Source organism: Rhodococcus sp. ACS1 (assembly GCF_002300155.1).
In the GTDB taxonomy this organism is placed as follows: Bacteria; Actinomycetota; Actinomycetes; order Mycobacteriales; family Mycobacteriaceae; genus Rhodococcus_F; species Rhodococcus_F koreensis.
In genome coordinates, this window is sequence record NZ_NSDZ01000011.1 from 140391 (window position 1) to 158366 (window position 17976).

Below are 17976 nucleotides of genomic sequence, written 5' to 3' on the forward strand. Positions count from 1 at the left end.
AACTTCCTTGTGTCAGTTGGTTTTCGATGAGTTCAGGACGATGCGCGCGTCGAGTCCGAGGGCTTGCTTCGGGGTGACGAGCAGGGGGTTGATCTCGAGTTCCGCGATCTCGGGGTGTGCGGTGGCCACGGCCGTGATCGCGGCGACGGCGTCCGCGGCGGCGTCGATGTCGATCGGCGGCCTGCCGCGCACCCCTCGGAGCAGAGCGGACGCCCGCAGGTTGTCGAGCAGGCCGCGGGCGGTCTCCGCGTCGACCGGCGCCAGTGCGAAGGACACGTCGGCGAGAACCTCGGTGAAGATGCCGCCGAGACCCACCATCGCCACCGGACCGAACCGCGGGTCGGTCTGGACCCCGACGATGAGTTCGACGCCCTCGCTCAGGTCGGCCATCGCCTCGACGCAGTAGGCGGACGCTCCGAGCGAGGCATCCATGCGGGTGAACGCGTCGGCGAGTTGTTCCGCCGACCCCAGACCCAGGGCGACCCCGCCGGAGTCGGACTTGTGCAGCAGGCCCATCGCTTTCAGGACCACCGGGAATCCGACGGTTTCGGCCGCCGCCACCGCCTCCGCACAATTCTGCACCAGGCGTGCCGCGGGGAATTCGACGCCGGCGGCGCGGAACAGTTCACGCGAATCCCAGTACGCGTCGCTGGTCACCGAGACGGACGGCAGGCTGTTCGTACTCGTCCGATGTTGCGGTGCAGCGGTTTCGGCGATGACGCCGAGCGCCCCGGCGGCGTCCTCCACCGCACGGAAGACGGGGACCCCGCTGTCGGCGAGCACCCTCGCCGCGGCGCTGTCGGGATGCATCGTGTGCACGACGACCGGCTTGCCGTGGGCACGCGCCGTTTCCGCCATCGCCCGGGCGGTGTCGATCTCCTTGCGCGCCAGGTTCTCGCCGTAACTGCCGTAGCCGCCGAAATATCCGGTGAGAAGCACGGAATCGACCGCCGGGCTCTGCAGGATGGTGTCGAGGACCGAGACGAACGAGGTGATGTCCTGTTCCCCGGCGCCCGCGAGGTCGACCGGATTGGTCACTCCGGCGGACGGCGGCAACAGGTCGCGCAGTGCGCCACTGATGTCGGCGGGGAACTCCGGAACCGTGAGTCCGGCCGCCTCCACCACGTCGGACGCGACACCCGCGTGCCCGCCGCCGTCGGCGACGACACCGACCCGGCGCACCTCCGCCGGTCCGTACCCGAGGAGTGTCGCGGCGACGTCCGCGAGTTGCCGCGGACTCGACACCCGGTACACCCCGGCTGCGCGGCAAGCCGCGTCGATGACCGCGCTGTCGGACGTCAGCGATCCCGTGTGTGACTGCGCCCCGCGGATGGAGGCCTCGCTGCCACCCACCGTCAGCAGCAGCACCGGCTTTCCGGCCCGCGACGCCTGGGCGGCGGCATCGACGAACGCCCGCCCGTCGCCGAAGTCCTCGCAGTACACGGCGATGAGTTCGGTCTCGTCGTGCTCGACGCACGAGCGGATGAGGTCGGCGGCGCCGAGGTCCGCCTGGTTCCCCAGCGAGGCGAACCGGGAGAACCCGTGTCCGCGAGCCTCGAGGAACTGGCTGAGTTCGAGTGCCATGTTGCCGCTCTGCGAGAGCAGCGCGACCCGTCCGGCGGGCAGCGGGTTCGACGCCAGCGTCAGCGCGGTGCTCGAATCCAGCACACCCAGGCAGTTCGGCCCGAGGAGAACCGCTCCGGCCGCCCGCACCCGCGCCACCACCCGATCCTGCACCGCCTTTCCGGCAGCGCCGAGTTCGGCGAAGCCGGCGGTGACACCGACGATCGCGGTGGCGCCCGCCGCGAGGGCGTCGTCGACCGCCTCCTCGAAACCCTGTGCCGGAACGGTGATGACGACGAGGTCGACCCGTTCGTCGAGTTCCGACAGGCTCCGGAGCGACGGCTGACCGAGAATGCGCTCGCCGCGCCGGTTGACGAGGTGGACCGACCGGTGGCCCGTCATCCGGAGCGCCTGGACGCTGATCCAGTTGCCGTACTTGGTTTCGTCGTTGCTCGCACCGAGGACGGCGACCGACCGTGGGTCGAACAGTGCCGTGAGGTCGCGGCCGGTGATCGTGCTCATCGGGTCTCCTCGACCTTCGGTGCGGGGTGGCCCGTGCCCCAGGCGTCGGCGCCGCCGTCGATCACCAGCGTGGTCCCGGTGACGTAACTGCCTGCGGGCGAGGCGAGGAACGTGACGACCCCGGACACGTCCTCGGCCGTGCCCAGGCGTCCGAGCGGCACCGCCGACGTCCACTGCGCGCGGGCCTCTTCCGTGTAGTTCTCCTCCATGCCCTCCGTGGCGATGGTGCCGGGGGCGATGCAGATCGACCGGATTCCGTACCGGCTCCACTCCAGCGACAGTCCGGAGGCGAGATTTTCGAGGGCCGCGCGGGCCGACGTCGCGTGGACCATCGATGCGATCCCCCTGCGCGGGGAGAACGCCATGAAGAAGATGCATCCCGACCGCTGCGGAATCATCGCTCGGACGGCGACCTCCCGGGTGACCGCCCACGTGGCGTCGACGGCGAGACGGTGAACGGCGCGCCACCCCTTGCTCGTGATGTCCTCGGCCGGCGCCGCGAACTGACCGCCGGCGTTGTTGACCAGAATGTCGATGCGTCCGAACCGCTCCAGGGCCCGATCGACCAGGGCGGTCACCTGCTCTTCTTCGCGAATGTCCGCGGGCACGGCGAGCGCCCGTCCGCCCAGTGCCTCGATCTCGGCGACGGTCTTCTCGAGGGGCTCGGGCCTGCGGCCGCTGATCACGACGTCGGCTCCACACCGCGCCATGTCCAGTGCGATCGCGCGCCCTATCCCGGTGCCTCCACCGGTGATCAGTGCCACCCGCCCGCGATGGACGTCGGGGCGCAGCACCTGCCCGGCGCCTCCACCTGGGTTCTCACATTCCATCGAGCGTTCGCCTCTCGTCGCTACTGTTCCGACCAATGGGGTCTGACTGATGCATCAGTTATACCGTGATCCAGCCCACAGATGTCAAGGGTTGCGTCGAAACTGATCCGACGATCAGATGTGAATTTAGCGTGATTACCAGCTTTTACCTGCTGTTATGCGCGTTCAGATCGGCCGTTGGCGATTTCCGGGTCCGGATAGAGCGGTCTGACTGATGCGTCAGTTTGCGGCGTATGATTTGATGGATCAGTCAGATGACAATCGAAGGAGGGACAGTGACCGCTCAACTCACCGAGGACGCGCGCCGAACGGCGATACTCGATGCTGCGGCTCAACTGATCGCCGAGCGCGGATACCACTCGGTCCGCATCTCCGACATCGCCCAGGTCGTCGGCACCAGCACCGGGGCGGTGCACTACTACTTCCCCGGCAAGAGCGACGTCCTGACCGCGGCCCTCCGCCACGCCATCGACAATGCCTTCGACCGGCAGAGCCGTGAACTCAAGGCGATCGACAACGCCCACGAACGACTGCTCCGCCTGATCGACATGCAGTTGCCCCGAGTCGGGCCGCTGCGCGACGAGTGGTCCATCTGGTTGCAGTTCTGGGCCGAGGCAACCCTCCGGCCCGAACTCCGCCCCTTCCACAACACGTACTACGCGCGCTGGCACGAGACCGTCGTCAAGATCGTCCGGCGCGGACAACGGCAGGAAATCTTCCGCACCGACGTCGACCCGGAGACGATCGCGCAGCGGCTGACCGCGCTCACCGACGGGACCGCCATCCAGGTCCTCACCGGCGCACCGAACATGACCGTCGCCGCGATGAAAGAGGTACTCGTGCAGTTCGTCCACGACGAACTCGTCGCGCCGCGCACATGGTGACCCGGCCTCCACGGGCCGCCCGGCGCGTTCGGGCCCATGGTCGCTAGCACCACGGAACGGCGGACGCGCGGCGGCGGTGCGGTCGCCTGGGGATGCGGTGCGGCCTCCGCGATCGCCTACGGACTCACCCCCACGTTCGCCGCGATCGGCTACGCCGGCGGCGTGTCACCGGCCGTCCTCGTCTGCCTCCGCAGCCTCGTCGGTGCCGCACTGCTGTTCCTTCTCGCCTGGTCCACCGGAAGGCTGAAGGGCGTCACCTGGAAGTCCGCCGTCGGACTGTGCTGCGTCTGCGGCCCGCTGTTCGGCATCCAGTTGCTGTGCTTCTTCGCCGCGGTGCGGGTCACCGGTGCCCAGATCGCGGTCGTGATCGTCCACATCTACCCGCTGTTCGTGATGGCACTCGTCTGGGTGGTCACCCGGAACAGGATCAACCGCGGTCAGCTGGTGCTGGCCGTCGCGATGTCCGGCGGCATCGCACTCGTCGCGGGCGCGGGCACCTCCACGGTCGCCGTGAACGGTGCCGTGCTCGCCCTCCTCAGCGCCGCCGGGTACGCGCTGTACCTGGTAGTCGGGGAACGGTGGGTGCACCAGGTCAGCCCCGTCGCCGCGGGCGCACTCGCATCACTCGGCGCCGGAATCGCCACCGGCGCGATCGCCGTCGTCGACGGACAGTCCTGGACGTTCGCACCCAGCGGGTGGGCGTCCATCCTGGTCCAGGGACTCCTCCTGATGCCCATCGGGATCGGCTGCTCCTTCATCGCCGTGCGCGCACTCGGATCGGCGTCCGTCGCCCTCCTCGGGCTGCTCGAACCGGTGGTCGGGGTGCTCGCCGCACAGGCCCTGCTGGGCGAGCAACTGTCCCCACCGCAGTGGGCGGGGATGGCCGTGGTCCTCCTCGCGTCCGCGGCCCTGCCCGCGTGCGCTCCGCGCCCGTGAGTACTTATTAACCGCCCGTGGTTAATAAGTACTCACGGGGGCGAAGCCCAAACTGGCACGACAGGCGACCACCAGACGCGCGGTGGCCGGGCTGCCACCGTCACCGCAGGCCGGGCAGACCATCGTGACCGTCCGGGTCACCTCGTCCACGGTCACCGTGAGCGGCACGGCGCATCGACGGCACCAGCGGTGCCGGGTGATTGCGTTGACGTGGACCGGCGAGGCGACGCACTGGTGGATCCACCGCCGGTGCAACGGACACGTCATGCGGTCGTCCGGGGACAGGCGGTGCGCGTCCTCGGCGGCGTCCTCCCGCGCGAGTTGATCATTCAGTGTCGCGTGGCGAAGGCGCGGGGCCGGCCGGATCGTGCAGGGGGTTGTCATGGGGTCACCTCGACGAGATCGAACCGGGAGTGCAGTTGCGCCCACGTCGTGCGACGCCGGCCGTCGGGAGTGCGGTAACCGCTGCCCGGCTCCGGAACCCAGGTTCGCATGAGATCGTCACGTACGGCGGGACGGTCGGCGGGTTCGGACGTGTGCGCCAGCCCGGCGACCAGCCACACGCGGGCGGTCTTGCAGTGCGATTCCGAGCGGGTCACTGCGCCAAGCGGATTCGTGTTCATGGGTCGTCCTAGTCCACTCCGGCCGCGGATCCGTACCCGAAAGGGGTTGCTCGTCGACGAGTCGAGATCCGCGTGGGTTTTTCTGTCTGACCTCATGTTCCGCCGACTGCGGCGCGGTGACTGTCTCATTTCCTGACACGAACGGAGGGATGACAATAGGTTGTCTGACGAACGGCGCGTCACACGTCGATGCCGAATTCCTTGATCTTGCGGTAGATCGTGGCGCGCGAGATGCCGAGAGCTGTTGCCGCGGCCTTCTTGTTGCCGTGGTTCTCTTCGAGGCTGCGCACGATAGCGTCGCGTTCGAGGGCTTCGATCTGGGTGAGGGTGTGCCGGCTCAAGGCCCGGCACATCGGGGGCAGCTGCTCGACTTCGACGACGCCGGAGCGCTGACGTTGGACGACCTCGTGCAGGACCTGCCGGAGTTCGGTGACGTTTCCGGGCCAACTGTACTTGCAGAGTTGGCGCATTGCCGCAGGCGAGAGGGACAGCTCCGCGCCGCGACCGAGTTGTCGTAGCAGATGCGGTACCAGACTGTGCAGATCGTCGATGCGATGCCGGAGGGCCGGCATCGTGACGGTGTGGCTGAAGTGGGGAAGAAGCAGTGCATCGAGATCGGTGTTGTGATCGGTGCCGCCGATGGTCGCGCCGATCCATCCGGCATGTTCGCGCCCTTGGATCAGGTCGGCGACAACCCGCTGCTGTGGCTCGCTGAGCAGGTCGATGTCGCGCAGGATCACGCTGAATCGTTCCTGGTCGAGTTCCTGTTCGAGGGCCGGCAGCGCGGTTCCGTCGTCGGAGAGTTCGGCTGCCGTGAAGATCCGGGTTCGAATGGGAATATGCTCGACGGCAACAGCTTTGAGAGCGGATCCGCGACCACTTCCGGGCTCACCCGACACGATGACCCACTGCTGCTCGCGTGCGCAGCGAGCGATCTGCTGGCAAGTGCGGCGCCAGGACGCGCTGGTGCCGGTGACGCCGGGAAGCACGGCGCTTGCCGGTGCAGAGGCGACAGATGATGTGGGGACGTCGAGGAGATGTACGTAGAACAAGGCCATCGGCCTGCGGGCTCCGAGCCCGAAGTCCTCGATCGAGGACAACCTGGCCGTCTGACCGCTGGGCAGGGCGACGATATGCCGATAGGTGGCGTTTACGCTGCTCAGGTCGACGGCGTGTTCGAGTAGCGCTGCCTGATCCTGGGCGTCCAGCGCCACGCGAAGTCGTCGGTTGACGAGGACGACATCGTCTCCGAGCGCAAGCACCCCGGTCTGCGGCGATCGGCGACACGCCTTGAGATACGCGTTGAGCAACGAGGTCTGGTCGGCGCTGGCCTGCGCCAGGAGACGGCCTTCGATCTGAGCCGTGGCGGATTTGGCGAGCGTGGCCAGCAACGGGCCGCCGTCCTCTACCCAGCCGGTGAGATCGAGTGCACCCACGAGAGTGCCGGACATCGGATGGGTGATCGGGACGCCCGCGCAGGCCAGTTGCCCGAGGCAGTCGGCATAGTGTTCGGCGCCCGTGACGAGGGTGGGCTGGCGGGTTTCCAGGGTCGTGCCGATGCCGTTGGTGCCGGCGAACTCTTCCGAGTAGCTGTATCCGGGTATCAGTTGGACGTCGTCGAGGGTGCGATTGAGTTGCCGGCTGGCGGTGATCCTGGTCAGGATCACTCCGTCAGCCGACGTCAGGATCACGCTGACCGGTTCGTCGACCAGGCCGTCCGCTAGTTGTCGCAACACGGGTTCGGCGGCCGCGACGAGAGGACAGTCCAGATTCGGCTCTCGGACGAATGGGAGGTCGAGCTGATCGGGGCTCACCTTGAGCGACTTCGATCGTTGCCAGGAGAACGAGATGGGTTGGCGAACGGAGCTGTCGAGATCGTTGTCGGCGAGAAACAGCTCTCGCGCCTTCTGCAGGTCCTTGGTGGTCATGCCGTGTTTACGCCCCGTTTCTCCACAGGTCTATGAACCTGAGCGTACGTCGTCTCGATGTGAGACGCGTCTCAATATGAGACGGTCCGTCGGGGGGTGTTCGACCGCTGCCCGGGTACCGGTCAGTACTTCGAGGACGCTGGCGAGGTCGGCCGGAGTGAGAGTGCCCGGAACCGGAGGAGGGCCGGGTTCAGTGGCGGGACGGCCGCGCCGCCGTCCGGGGTGCGCTGTCATGGTCGGGGCCTTTCGTCGCAGGGTGGGGCGGATGATCGATCTGCTGTATGCGCTCGGTGCAGACGGCGAGAAGACGGTGCCGGAGTGAGGCGTCGAGGGGCGAGAACCGACGCCCGGCCAGGACCTGCAGTCGTCGGAAGTACCGCGCCTCCGTCCAGCCGAAGGTCATGAAGATGTCTTCGGCGTTGCCGCCGCCGAACACCGCCCACCGTGTGCCGAATTCCAGGACCAGGTCGTCGTCCCGCGTCGACCGGGCATGCAGGGTCGTGGTCGTCATATCGCGCGGCCCGGGTTCAGAATTCCGGTCGGGTCGAACGCCGCCTTGATGCCTGTCATCAGGGATCTCTCCACCGAGCCGATCATGGGTTCGAGGTAGCGGCGTTTGAGGCTGCCGACGCCGTGCTCGCCCGTGATCGATCCGCCCAGCGCCAGACATCGGGTCACCATCTCGTCGAAGGCCCGATGGGCCCGGTCGGCGGAGTCGGGGTCGGCCGCGTCGAACACGATCGTGGGGTGGAGGTTCCCGTCGGCGGCGTGCCCGAACGTGCCGATGAGCAGTCGGTGGCGGTCGGCGATCCGGGTAATGGCCTCGAGCATGTGCGGTAGCCGGGGGACCGGCACGGCCAGGTCGTCGAGCAGGGTGCTGCCGCGGCGTTCCAGGGCGGTCAGCGCCACACGGCGCGCCTGCATGAGGGCGTCACCTTCGGCGGCGTCGGTGCTCACGTACAACTCGGTGGCCGCGGCGGCGCGGCAGGCGTCCGCGCTGCGCTGGGCTTCCGCCTCGGCGGCGTCACCGTCGCACTGGATCAGCAGCAGCGCGCCGGCCGTCTCGTCGAGACCCATGTGGGTCATGTCGTTGACGGCCGCGATGGTGGTGCGGTCCATGAGTTCGACCAGGCTCGGGTCGGCCACCGCCTGAATCGCCAGCACCGCGTCGACCGCCTGGACGGTATCGGGGAAGGCGGCGGCGACGGTGGCCGTGTGCACCGGCGTCCGGCGCAGCCGCATGGTCGCCTCGACGATCACCGCCAGGGTCCCCTCGGACCCGACCAGTAGTCGAGTCAGGTTCAAACCGGCCACATTCTTGCGGGTGACGGCCCCGGTGTGGATGATCCGGCCGTCGGCGAGGACCGCCTTGATCCGGGCGACGTGGTCGCCGGTGACCCCGTATTTTGCACAGCAGGCGCCGCCGGCGTCGGTTGCGAGGTTCCCGCCGATCGTGGAGATGGCGCGACTGCCGGGGTCGGGGACGTACCACAGTCCGCGCGCTGCCGCCGCGGTCGCGAGGTCACCGTTGATCACTCCCGCCTCGACCGTGGCGGTGCGGGACTGTTCGTCGACGGCGAGGATGCGGTCGAGTTTCTCGGTACTCAGCACGAAGCAGCCGTCGATAGCGTTGGCTCCGCCGGCCAGCCCGGTGCCCGCACCTCTCGTCACGACCGGAATACCATGTCGGTGCGCTGTTTTCAGAGTCGCGACGACATGATCGACGGTCCGGGCGCGGACGACGGCGAGCGGAAGCCCCGACTGGCAGAGTAACGCCTGATCGCGGGTGTAGGCGATCATGGTGTCGCTGTCGGTTACCGCGGCATCGCCCAGTTCCGCGATCAGATCCGCGACGGGGCCGCTCGTCACGACCGTCATGCCTTGTCCTTCCCTGCGGGCCGGATGTGATGCGCCGGTCCAGATCGATTACGAGGTGATTTCCAGTTCGCCCATGCGGGACCAGTCGGTGCCGGGTAGGTCGGTGTGGATGATGCGCGGTGTCTCACTCAGCGCGGGACGCATCGCGTCCAGTCCCTTCCGGAAGTGGTCGGCGGCGACGTGGTCGGAACCGGCCTGCCCGTCCCGGAAAGCCTCGATCAATACGAATTCGGCGGGGTCGTCGGCGCTGCGGTGCCACTCGAACCACAGATTGCCCGGTTCGGATCGGGTCGCGTCGGTGAACTCCTTGGTGACGAGCAGCCAGTCGTTCTGATGCTTGTCGAGGACCTTGAACTTCACCACGATGAAAATCACGATGCTTCACTTTCTTTCGGGCATACGGACGCCGGAGAGGTGGGTTTGTGCGAGCAGGGAGAGCGGGTCACCGCCTCGTCAGACGGTCGTGGCGGCAACCCACTCGGCTGCGTCAGTAAATGTTCGACGGGCGGACCATGCCTTCGGCGAGATCGCCGAAGCCGGGCGCCATGATGGCGCCGGGATTGCCGATGATCTCCTCCACCACAGCGGTTTCGGTGGTGATCAGCAGTGCCGCGATCGAGGCCGCACTTTCGAGTGCGGCGCGGGTGACCTTGAACGGGTCGATCACCCCGTCGTCGAACATGTCTCCGTATTCACCGGTGAGCGCGTTGAATCCGTGCCCGAGCGGGAGACCGGCGACCACCTCGACGACTTCGTCGCCGTCGAATCCGGCGTTGATCGCGATCCAGCGCAGCGGTTCGGCGAGGGCGCGCCGTACGACGTCGCACCCGATGGCCTCGTCTCCGGACAGGTCGAGGTCGGAGAGTGCCCGGTGTGACTGTGCCAGCGCGGTGCCACCACCGGAGACGATGCCCGCCTCCACCGCCGCGCGGGTGGCGGCCAGGGCGTCCTCGACGCGCAGCATCCGCTCCTTGAGTTCGACACTGGTCGCGCCGCCGACGCGGATGACGGCGACCCGCCCGGTGAGCCGGGCGATACGCAGTTCGAGGCTTTCCTGATCTGCCTCGATCTTGGCGCGCTCGAGCTGGGACTCCAATTGGGCGATGCGCGCGTCGAGGAGGCGCTGGTCGCCGTGGCCACCGACGATCGTGGTCTCGTTCTCGGTCACCGTGATCCGGTCACACGAACCGAGATGCTCGACGCTGACCTCGGACAGTTCGATCCCGGTGTCCTTGGCGATCACGTGCCCACCGAGCGCCACCGCGAGGTCTTCGAGCTCGGCGACCCGACGGTGCCCGAAACCGGGGGCCCGAACGACCACCGACTGCATCGTCTTGTGCATGTTGCCGCCGACGAGCAGTTGCAGGGCCGGTCCGTCGACCTCCTCGGCGAGCACCACCAGCGGCCGGTCGGCGCGCTTGGCGACCTCGACGGCCGGCATGATCTCCTGGACCTGGGTGATCTTCTTGTTGGTCAGCAGGATCAGCGGATTGGTGTGGACCGCTTCCATCCGCTCCGGGTCGGTGACCATGTACCCCGAGGTGTAACCGTGGTCGAACTCGATGCCGTCGACGATGTCGACCGACAACCCGAGTGTGTCGCTTTCCTCGGTGGTGACGACTCCGGACTTGCCGACGTAGTCGACGGCCTTCGAGATGGCGTGTCCGATCACTTCGTCGTCGCTGGCGGCGAGCGTCGCGATGCGTTGCAGATCGCTCTGGCCGCCGATCTGCGAGGCCTGCTCGCGGAGGGAGTCGACGACGACGGACACGGCTCGTTCGATGCCGCGTCGGACCCGCATGGGGTTGGCTCCGGCCTCGACGGAGCGCAGCCCCTCACGGACCATGGCCTGGGCGAGCACGGTTGCGGTGGTGGTGCCATCGCCGACGACACCGTTGGTCTTCATCGCCACCTCCTTCACCAGCTGGGCGCCCATGTTCGCGAACGGTTCGCGGAGCTGGATCTCGCGCGCGATGGTCACGCCGTCGTTGGTGATGGTCGGCGGCCCGGTGAGTTTCTCGAGCACCGCGTTGCGCCCCTTGGGGCCGAGGGTCACCTTGACCGCGTCGGCGAGGGCGTTGACGCCGTGTTCGAGTCGGGCTCGGGCGTCCGTGTTGTACCGCAGCTCTTTTGCCATGGCTGATGGTCCTTTCCTACTTTTCTTGTGCGGAGAATGCGGCGTGCTACGGGACGAGAATCGCCCGGCCGCGCACCCGCCCGGCATCGAGATCGTCGAGGGCTTGCTGGAAGTCCTCGAGCCGGTACCGGGTTGTGTGCAACGTGACCTTGCCCTGGGCGGCAAGGGTCATGAGCTCCTGGAGGTCGTTGTAGGAGCCGACGAGGTTTCCGATGAAGTTGATCTCGGTGGAGATCACATCGATGGTCGGGACGTCGATGTTCTCGCCGTATCCGACGACGTAATAGTTCCCGGCGCGGCGCAGCATCGCGATGCCTTCCCGGGTGGCGCCGCCTTCGCCGACGAAGTCGACGACGGCCTCGGCGCCGTGTCCGCCGGTCAGGTCGAGTACCTGCTGGATGTGGGTGCCGTCGGCGACGATGCCGTGGTCGGCACCGATCTTCACGGCCAGTTCGACGGCTTCGGGGTTGCGGTCGAGCACGACGACGGTGACGCCCGAGATGGCTTTGAGGACCTGGATGCCGATGTGGCCGAGGCCGCCGGCCCCGATCACCACGCAGACGTCCCCGGGCCGGGTCGTGTTCGCGGCCTTGGCAACCGCGTGGTACGCGGTCAGGCCGGCGTCGGCGAGTGCGGCGACGTCCGCCGGTTCGAGCGTGTCGTCGATCTTCACGACGCTACGGGCGGTGGTGCGCAGGTACTCGGCGTAGCCGCCGTTGACGTCGATACCGGGGAACTGGCTGTTCTCGCAGTGGACGTCGTCACCGAATCGGCAAGCCCGGCACAGCCCGCACGTGATCAGGGGGTGCAGGATCACCTTGTCGCCGACCGCGACGTTGGTGACGGCATCACCGACAGCGTGGACCCAGCCTGCGTTCTCGTGGCCGATCGTGTACGGCAGCGCGACACCGGATTTCTCCTCCCACTGCCCCTCGAGGATGTGCAGATCGGTGCGGCACACGCCTGCGCCGCCGATGCGCACGACGACGTCGAGGGGGCCCTCGACCGTGGGTTCGGGAATGTCGGTGAGCTGCAGTTTGGTGTGGTATCCCACCACTTGCACGGCCTTCATCGCGGGCTCCTGGTTCTGAGGTTGGTGATTCGCGGTGTGGCGCCGACGGATTCGGTGTCGGCGTAGCGGGTGGCGAGCAGGCCGCGGCAGAAGTGGGCGTTGCCCTCCATCGAGATGCGCACCGATTTGGCGAAGCGCAGTCGCAGCGGCACCGAATCCGGGGGGATGCGCTTGCCGTCGTCGTCGACGAACACCCGACTGGCCGGGCAGATGCTCAACCCGATGCCGATCCGGCGGCGCAGCAGCGCGGCCTTGGATTTTCCCGAAGCGAGGTCGCTGAGAGTGAGCCGGTAGATCTCGTTCACACCGAGATCGGTGGTCTTCAGGTGCGCTTCCACGCAGCGTTCCATCGCGGCGGCGTGCGCCTTGGACCGGAACGTTCGACGCAACTCGTGCAGACTGTCCTCCGCCTCGGAACCGAACGTCCCGACGTATCCGGCGTCGGCGGCGAGGCCGGCGTTGATCTTGTCGCTGTCGTGATGGTCGTCGAGCAGCACCCGCACCTCACCGATGTCCTCGATCAGACGCAGCGCGTCGAGGGAATCGGAGGCCATGAGGTAGGCGAAGTTCGGCGAGCAGAACGCGGTGGGCAACCGCAGGTGCACGGTGACCCCGTCGTCGTCGAGGGTGACCGACCGGACGAACCCGAGATCGGTGATGGGTTCGTCCAGTTCCGGGTCGCTGACCGTCGACAGGGCCATCAGGACGTCCTCTTCGGTGCAGACGACGGCGGCGGTCATGACGGTACGGATTCCGGCTCTCGCGCCCCGGCGGCGACCTCCACACCTTCCTGCCCGGCCGGTTCGGCCAGTTGCAGGTCGGCGGGAACGTCGATGTCGTACAGCGCTGCCGCGTTGAGGCCGAGAATCTTCTGCTTTTGCTCCACGGTGATCGGGGCGTACTCGCTCTGCATGTCCTCGGGGATCTGGAAGTCGACGAACTTCTCGATCAGCCACTTCGGGGTCCACAGCGCGTAGTCGCTGCCGAAGAGGATCTTGTCCTCGCCGATCCAGTAGAGCAGTTCGCCGATGATCTGGGCGAAATAGCGGGGCCGGGTGTGGATGAACGGCAACGCCACTGCCAGACCGCCGTACACATTCGACTCCTGGGTGGCGATCCAGCAGAAGTCCTCGAGCCGCGGCAGACCCACGTGCTCGACGACGAATCGCAGGTCCAGGTAGTCAGTGGCGACCTTGTCGACGTCGGAGACGTCGAACGCGTCGCGGTCCAGGGGACGGATCGTCGGGCCCTTGTGGACGTGAATGTTCTTGATCCCCAGCGTGATGCACTCTTCGAGGTAGCGCCGCGACCACGGGTCGTCGAGTTTGTAGCCGCGGGAGTCGCCGTGCCATTCGGCGGTGTAGAGCTTGACGCCCTGCAGGTTCATCCGGTCCGCGTCCCGGCGGAGCTGTTCGAGACCGGCTTCCTCGTGACGCGGGTCGTAGGCGTGGTTATAGGTGAGCTTGCCCGGATTCTTTGCGACCAGGGCCAGCGCTTCGTCCGTCTGCCCGAATCCGTTGTGGTAGAAGTCGCTCAGCAGGGTGGCCTGGAAGATCGCGTGGTCGACGTATCCGTCCACGAAGAGGTCGCGCTCGAAACGTTCGCTGCCGTAGTACGTGTAGGTGTCGTAGTCCCACACGACCTCTTCGGGGCTGAGGTTCTTGTGGTAGTCGTAGAAGCAATCGATGAACTGTTTGCCGTGCACGTTCTTCTGGTTCGACTCGCGGCCGTCCCAGATATGCACGTGCCCGTCGACGATGAAGTACTTTTCGCCGTTCTTCTCATACATGCTGGAGTCTCCAATGCTCGGGAACTATTGGTACAGAACTGACTACGGAACTCCCGTAGCGGCATTCATCGGCTGATGGTCACCTTCAAGGCATCGTGTGAGTCCGCGTGCGCGAAGACGTCGTACGCGTCGATCATCTGGTCGAGACCGAAGGAATGAGTGCTGAAGGCGCCGGCGTCGAGTTTGCCGTTGGCCAGCAGGTCCAGCAGGGTCGGAATGGTGGTGCCGTTGACGAGTCCCGTGGTGATCGTGATGTTGTTGATCCACAGGTCTTCGAGATGCAGGTCGACGGGTTTGCCGTGCACACCGACGTTGGCAATGCGACCTCCGGGACGCACCAGCGTTGTGCACAGTTCGAAGGTCGCGGGAATTCCGACCGCTTCGACCACCACATGTGCGCCCAGACCATTGGTGAGTTCGAGAACCCGGGCGCGGACGTCCTCGGTGCTGCTGTTGATCGTCTCGTCGGCACCGAAACTCAGTGACCGCTTCAGTCTCGCCTCGGAGAGATCGACCGCTACGACGGTGGCGGCGCCGTAGAGACCAGCGGTACGGATCGAGGCGAGCCCGACCGGTCCGACACCGACGACGACAACGGTGTCACCCGGTTGTACGTGACCGTTCTGCACACCGATCTCGAATCCGGTGGGCAGAATGTCGGCCAGGAAGATGGCCTGCTCGTTGGCGACGGCGTCGGGCAGCACATGGACACTGGTCTCGGCGTACGGCACGCGAACGTACTCGGCCTGCGTGCCGTCGATGAGGTGTCCGAAGATCCAGCCGATACCACCGACCGAGGCGCAATGTGAGGGCATGGCGGTCTTGCAGGGACCGCACTTGCCGCAGGAAGTGATGGCCGGCACCAGTACTCGGTCCCCGACCGCGAGCGACGTCACCGCCGACCCGACTTCGGTGATGACACCGACCGCCTCGTGCCCGAGCACGCGGCCGGGGATGACGGCGGGCACATCTCCCCCGAGAATGTGCAGGTCGGTACCGCAGATCGTGGTGGTATCGACGCGGACCACTACGTCAGTGGGGTCGATCAGGCGTGCGTCGGGCACATCGGTCCACGACATCGCGCCCGTACCTTGGAACACAAGTGCTTTCACAGTGATCTCATTCTCTGAGGGGTTGGCGAAGCAGCCACCGCTTCCCGGGTTGCCTCTCGGTCAACCGGCGCCGCCCACCACTGTTCGGTCGGCGGCGTCGGCCCCGGACAACTGCGGTCTAGTGCTCCGTGAGGTCGAATCCGATGTACTCGGCGGCATCCTCGGGGCTGGCGAACAGTAGGGTCTTCTCGTCGAGGTGGACCATGCGCCCGTAGTGGGTGGAGCTGATCTCCTCGAAGATCGAGCCGTCGAAATCCTGCCCCAGGGCGTCGGTCAGTTCCTCGTAGTCGAAGTCGAGCAGCTTCTGGCCGTCGACGCGGATCATCGACGGGTACTCGGTCAGCTCCACACCGTCCTTCGCGCCCATCACCTCCGCGACGACCCGGCCGATCGGGGTGTTCATCAACGTGACGCCGCACATGTTGGAGAACTCGGTGGACGATCCGAATTGCATGCTCACTGGTCCAACTCCTTGGGGATGTCGAGCCCGATCTCCTCGAGCAGGGAACGGAACTTCGCCGTGGCGGCGTCGAGACTGTCGGCGAAGGTGACAGCCTTGTCGGCGGGCTGCGACCAGATCGGTTGCAGCGCGCGGGCGGCGTCGAGGCAGCGGGGCACCCAGGTGGCCAGCCACGTGCCGAACAGTTCCTTGTTCGACTCACCGTGCTCGGGGTCGCGGGTGAGCAACCGGAACAGGTTACGGGTGTACGCGAGGTCGCGGTCGTAGTCGTGCTCACCGGTGCCGACGATCGTGGGGGTGATGTAGTCGCCGTTGCCTGCGGCGATCTGCATGACCAGTTCCGTGCGGAACAGCGAACCGACCAGCTGTTCGAAGACGATGTTGGAGCCGAACAAAAGCTCACACCAATCCGGAACGGCGGTGAGCCGCTCGACGACCTCCCGGGTCGGCTGCCACTCGGGCGCCGACTGCCAGACGGCCTTGTGCGCGTCGCCGTCGAAATCCTCGGTGGCCTCGGACAGGTCCAGGTTGAACAACGCCAGGTCCTGGGCGAAGCGCATCTTGTGGGCGGCGTTCACCGCGACGGCCGTGTTGATCATGTTGGTCGGCCCGGACCGCTGGATGGACGTGAAGACATGCAACGCCAAACCGTTCTCGGCATGCATCCACGCGCCGAGATTGCGGGAGATGAACGTCAACCAGGGGGTGTTCCAGGCGTCGTAGACGCGGGCGCGCTTGGCGTTGGAGAGGCACAATTCGACCTGGTGGACGACCTTGGAGTTGTTGCGAAAGATCGTCTGGTCCCACTCCTCGTTCGGGTCGAGGAAGGCATGCCAGTTCGACGACTTCGCGACGGTCCAGTCCTGCGGATATCCGCCCGGTCCATTGCCGAATCCGTAGATCCACCCCTGGGAGAGGTGGCGGTCCGGGTCGGGTTGGACGTCGACGGTCACGTCCTCGTACATCGTCGACCGCTTCTTGGCCGGCGTGTAGTAGTTGAACGTGCGGCTGCGGGAGCTGGGGAACTCCAGCGCACCCGCTTCGGAGTCGGTGAACTCGATCTTCGGAAAGCTCCGCTGCTTGGGCTCGGAGGTTGCGGTCATCTCGTTTCTCAGTTCTGTCGGGGAAAGAGGGCTGTGAATTCCTGTGGTGGGCTACTCGAAGGCGGGGCTGGTGAACTTGTCGTAGAAGATCTGATCGCTCGGGGTGCCGGTGGCCTCGAGCAGGGCGAGCGCCGCGTCGACCATCGGTGGTGGTCCGCAGAGATAGACCTCGGTCTTGCCGATGTCCGGTTCGCGGCGGCTCACGACGTCGGTGACATTGCCTTCTTCGACGACGATCGACCCCGCCGGCTGTGGGACCATCGATTCCGACAGGCAGGCCACGAACGTGAAATCCGTGAGTCCCTCTCCGAGTCGGAGAATCTCGTCGACGTAGAACAGGTCGGTGGGCGTCCGGGCACCGTAGTAGAAGTGCACCGGGCGGGTATTGCCCGTCTCGCTCATGTGCCGCAGGAGTGAGAGGACGGGGGCCATTCCGGCTCCGCCGCCGATCAACACGATCGGCAGGACGTGACCTTCCTTGAGGGTGAACGACCCGTAGGGACCGGTCAAGCTGATCTCGTCGCCGACCGAGATGGCATTGTCGAGCAGCCCGGCGAACTTTCCGCCCGGATACTTCTTGATGAGGAATTCGATATGGCCGGGTGTCGACTGTGTCGTTGCCATCGAGAAGGACCGATGTTCCTCGGTCCCCGGGATCTTCAGGTCCGCGTACTGGCCGGGCCTGAACTCGTAGGCGGCGGGTTCGACGGGCTGCAATCGCAGCGAGACGATGTCCTTGGTCATCGACTCGATCCCGGTCACCTGGGTGCGTACATCCTGGATGGGGACACCGCCGAGGAGTTCGTCCTCGTCGAAGTTGAGCAGCTCGATCGTGCAGTCGCTGTACGCGGTTGAGCGGCAGAGCAATACCATCCCCTCGTCGACCTCGGATTCGTTGCACGCAAATGTCGAGTAGTTCTCCATCTGGATGTCGCCGTCCAGGACGAACGACTTGCAGGCCGAGCACCGCCCCTCGCGGCAGCCGTGCATCAGGTGGATGCCTTGCCGGAATGCGGCGTCGAGGATGTACTCGTCTTCGCCAACTTCCATCTCGATGTCGACGGGCTCGAAGTTGATACGGTGCTTGTCGGCCACGGGGGATTCTCCTGGGCTTGTGAAGTGAATGGTGAAGCGGTGGG

General features: G+C 66.4%; 18 protein-coding genes. 2 read left to right on the top strand and 16 right to left on the bottom strand.

Annotation, left to right across the window (positions count from 1 at the left end; translation table 11 throughout):
* Positions 1 to 12 precede the first annotated feature (12 nt).
* Both CJ179_RS42090 and CJ179_RS42095 read right to left on the bottom strand, forming a co-directional pair.
* Positions 13 to 2085, bottom strand: a complete 2073-nt coding sequence (locus tag CJ179_RS42090; RefSeq protein WP_095865400.1) for an acetate--CoA ligase family protein — start codon at positions 2083 to 2085, stop codon at positions 13 to 15.
* On the bottom strand, positions 2082 to 2915 hold the full coding sequence (locus CJ179_RS42095; RefSeq protein WP_072942574.1) for an SDR family NAD(P)-dependent oxidoreductase: 834 nt from the start codon (positions 2913 to 2915) through the stop codon (positions 2082 to 2084). Before CJ179_RS42095 ends, CJ179_RS42090 begins: the two co-directional genes overlap by 4 nt.
* Before the next feature lie 254 nt (positions 2916 to 3169).
* Between CJ179_RS42095 and CJ179_RS42100 the strand changes: the two genes are divergently transcribed.
* The gene (locus CJ179_RS42100; RefSeq protein WP_005249163.1) at positions 3170 to 3799 is read left to right on the top strand and encodes a TetR/AcrR family transcriptional regulator; all 630 of its coding nucleotides are present in this window, start codon (positions 3170 to 3172) and stop codon (positions 3797 to 3799) included.
* 36 nt (positions 3800 to 3835) lie between these two features.
* A complete protein-coding gene (locus CJ179_RS42105; RefSeq protein WP_095865402.1) occupies positions 3836 to 4735 on the top strand; it encodes a DMT family transporter in 900 nt (299 codons plus the stop codon).
* Between the two features lie 21 nt (positions 4736 to 4756).
* On the opposite strand, the gene CJ179_RS42110 is transcribed toward CJ179_RS42105, so the two are convergent.
* The 14 genes from CJ179_RS42110 to CJ179_RS42175 all read right to left on the bottom strand — a co-directional run bounded on the left by CJ179_RS42110 (position 4757) and on the right by CJ179_RS42175 (position 17932).
* On the bottom strand, positions 4757 to 5119 hold the full coding sequence (locus CJ179_RS42110) for a hypothetical protein (protein WP_179377874.1): 363 nt from the start codon (positions 5117 to 5119) through the stop codon (positions 4757 to 4759).
* Positions 5116 to 5358, bottom strand: coding sequence for a hypothetical protein (locus tag CJ179_RS42115; protein WP_072942579.1), 243 nt, complete (start codon positions 5356 to 5358; stop codon positions 5116 to 5118). The genes CJ179_RS42110 and CJ179_RS42115 overlap by 4 nt, the downstream gene beginning before the upstream one ends.
* A gap of 179 nt (positions 5359 to 5537) precedes the next feature.
* The gene (locus tag CJ179_RS42120) at positions 5538 to 7286 is read right to left on the bottom strand and encodes a sigma-54-dependent Fis family transcriptional regulator (RefSeq protein ID WP_095865403.1); all 1749 of its coding nucleotides are present in this window, start codon (positions 7284 to 7286) and stop codon (positions 5538 to 5540) included.
* A 190-nt stretch (positions 7287 to 7476) separates the two neighbouring features.
* Positions 7477 to 7797: a hypothetical protein gene (locus tag CJ179_RS42125; protein ID WP_095865404.1), complete on the bottom strand. Its 321-nt coding sequence runs from the start codon at positions 7795 to 7797 to the stop codon at positions 7477 to 7479.
* Positions 7794 to 9164: an FAD-binding oxidoreductase gene (locus CJ179_RS42130; protein WP_095865405.1), complete on the bottom strand. Its 1371-nt coding sequence runs from the start codon at positions 9162 to 9164 to the stop codon at positions 7794 to 7796. The genes CJ179_RS42125 and CJ179_RS42130 overlap by 4 nt, the downstream gene beginning before the upstream one ends.
* A 48-nt stretch (positions 9165 to 9212) precedes the next feature.
* A complete protein-coding gene (locus tag CJ179_RS42135; RefSeq protein ID WP_072942586.1) occupies positions 9213 to 9539 on the bottom strand; it encodes a putative quinol monooxygenase in 327 nt (108 codons plus the stop codon).
* 112 nt (positions 9540 to 9651) lie between these two features.
* Positions 9652 to 11301 carry a chaperonin GroEL gene (gene groL, locus CJ179_RS42140; RefSeq protein ID WP_095865406.1) on the bottom strand — a complete coding sequence of 550 codons (1650 nt, stop codon included), beginning with the start codon at positions 11299 to 11301 and terminating at the stop codon, positions 9652 to 9654.
* A 46-nt stretch (positions 11302 to 11347) separates the two neighbouring features.
* The gene (locus CJ179_RS42145) at positions 11348 to 12373 is read right to left on the bottom strand and encodes an NAD(P)-dependent alcohol dehydrogenase (protein ID WP_072942590.1); all 1026 of its coding nucleotides are present in this window, start codon (positions 12371 to 12373) and stop codon (positions 11348 to 11350) included.
* A complete protein-coding gene (locus CJ179_RS42150; RefSeq protein ID WP_095865407.1) occupies positions 12370 to 13113 on the bottom strand; it encodes an iron-sulfur cluster assembly protein in 744 nt (247 codons plus the stop codon). The genes CJ179_RS42145 and CJ179_RS42150 overlap by 4 nt, the downstream gene beginning before the upstream one ends.
* Positions 13110 to 14162: an amidohydrolase family protein gene (locus CJ179_RS42155; RefSeq protein ID WP_095865408.1), complete on the bottom strand. Its 1053-nt coding sequence runs from the start codon at positions 14160 to 14162 to the stop codon at positions 13110 to 13112. The genes CJ179_RS42150 and CJ179_RS42155 overlap by 4 nt, the downstream gene beginning before the upstream one ends.
* Positions 14163 to 14227: 65 nt before the next feature.
* Positions 14228 to 15274 (bottom strand): zinc-binding dehydrogenase, encoded by a 1047-nt coding sequence (locus CJ179_RS42160; protein ID WP_095865409.1) that lies wholly within the window; start codon positions 15272 to 15274, stop codon positions 14228 to 14230.
* Positions 15275 to 15392: 118 nt separating this feature from the next.
* Positions 15393 to 15734, bottom strand: a complete 342-nt coding sequence (gene mimD, locus CJ179_RS42165; RefSeq protein ID WP_072942597.1) for a propane 2-monooxygenase effector subunit MimD — start codon at positions 15732 to 15734, stop codon at positions 15393 to 15395.
* The gene (locus CJ179_RS42170; RefSeq protein ID WP_072942598.1) at positions 15731 to 16837 is read right to left on the bottom strand and encodes an aromatic/alkene monooxygenase hydroxylase subunit beta; all 1107 of its coding nucleotides are present in this window, start codon (positions 16835 to 16837) and stop codon (positions 15731 to 15733) included. Before CJ179_RS42170 ends, mimD begins: the two co-directional genes overlap by 4 nt.
* 51 nt (positions 16838 to 16888) lie before the next feature.
* Complete coding sequence (locus tag CJ179_RS42175) at positions 16889 to 17932, bottom strand: FAD-binding oxidoreductase (protein WP_095865411.1); 1044 nt, start codon at positions 17930 to 17932, stop codon at positions 16889 to 16891.
* Positions 17933 to 17976 lie beyond the last annotated feature (44 nt).

Excerpts from the sequence above, each read along its gene's own strand:
- CJ179_RS42090 (WP_095865400.1), bottom strand. The coding sequence starts at position 2,085 with ATGAGCACGATCACCGGCCGCGACCTCACGGCACTGTTCGACCCACGG.
- CJ179_RS42095 (WP_072942574.1), bottom strand. The coding sequence starts at position 2,915 with ATGGAATGTGAGAACCCAGGTGGAGGCGCCGGGCAGGTGCTGCGCCCC.
- CJ179_RS42100 (WP_005249163.1), top strand. The coding sequence starts at position 3,170 with ATGACAATCGAAGGAGGGACAGTGACCGCTCAACTCACCGAGGACGCG.
- CJ179_RS42105 (WP_095865402.1), top strand. The coding sequence starts at position 3,836 with ATGGTCGCTAGCACCACGGAACGGCGGACGCGCGGCGGCGGTGCGGTC.
- CJ179_RS42110 (WP_179377874.1), bottom strand. The coding sequence starts at position 5,119 with ATGACAACCCCCTGCACGATCCGGCCGGCCCCGCGCCTTCGCCACGCG.
- CJ179_RS42115 (WP_072942579.1), bottom strand. The coding sequence starts at position 5,358 with ATGAACACGAATCCGCTTGGCGCAGTGACCCGCTCGGAATCGCACTGC.
- CJ179_RS42120 (WP_095865403.1), bottom strand. The coding sequence starts at position 7,286 with ATGACCACCAAGGACCTGCAGAAGGCGCGAGAGCTGTTTCTCGCCGAC.
- CJ179_RS42125 (WP_095865404.1), bottom strand. The coding sequence starts at position 7,797 with ATGACGACCACGACCCTGCATGCCCGGTCGACGCGGGACGACGACCTG.
- CJ179_RS42130 (WP_095865405.1), bottom strand. The coding sequence starts at position 9,164 with ATGACGGTCGTGACGAGCGGCCCCGTCGCGGATCTGATCGCGGAACTG.
- groL (WP_095865406.1), bottom strand. The coding sequence starts at position 11,301 with ATGGCAAAAGAGCTGCGGTACAACACGGACGCCCGAGCCCGACTCGAA.
- CJ179_RS42145 (WP_072942590.1), bottom strand. The coding sequence starts at position 12,373 with ATGAAGGCCGTGCAAGTGGTGGGATACCACACCAAACTGCAGCTCACC.
- CJ179_RS42150 (WP_095865407.1), bottom strand. The coding sequence starts at position 13,113 with ATGACCGCCGCCGTCGTCTGCACCGAAGAGGACGTCCTGATGGCCCTG.
- CJ179_RS42155 (WP_095865408.1), bottom strand. The coding sequence starts at position 14,162 with ATGTATGAGAAGAACGGCGAAAAGTACTTCATCGTCGACGGGCACGTG.
- CJ179_RS42170 (WP_072942598.1), bottom strand. The coding sequence starts at position 16,837 with ATGACCGCAACCTCCGAGCCCAAGCAGCGGAGCTTTCCGAAGATCGAG.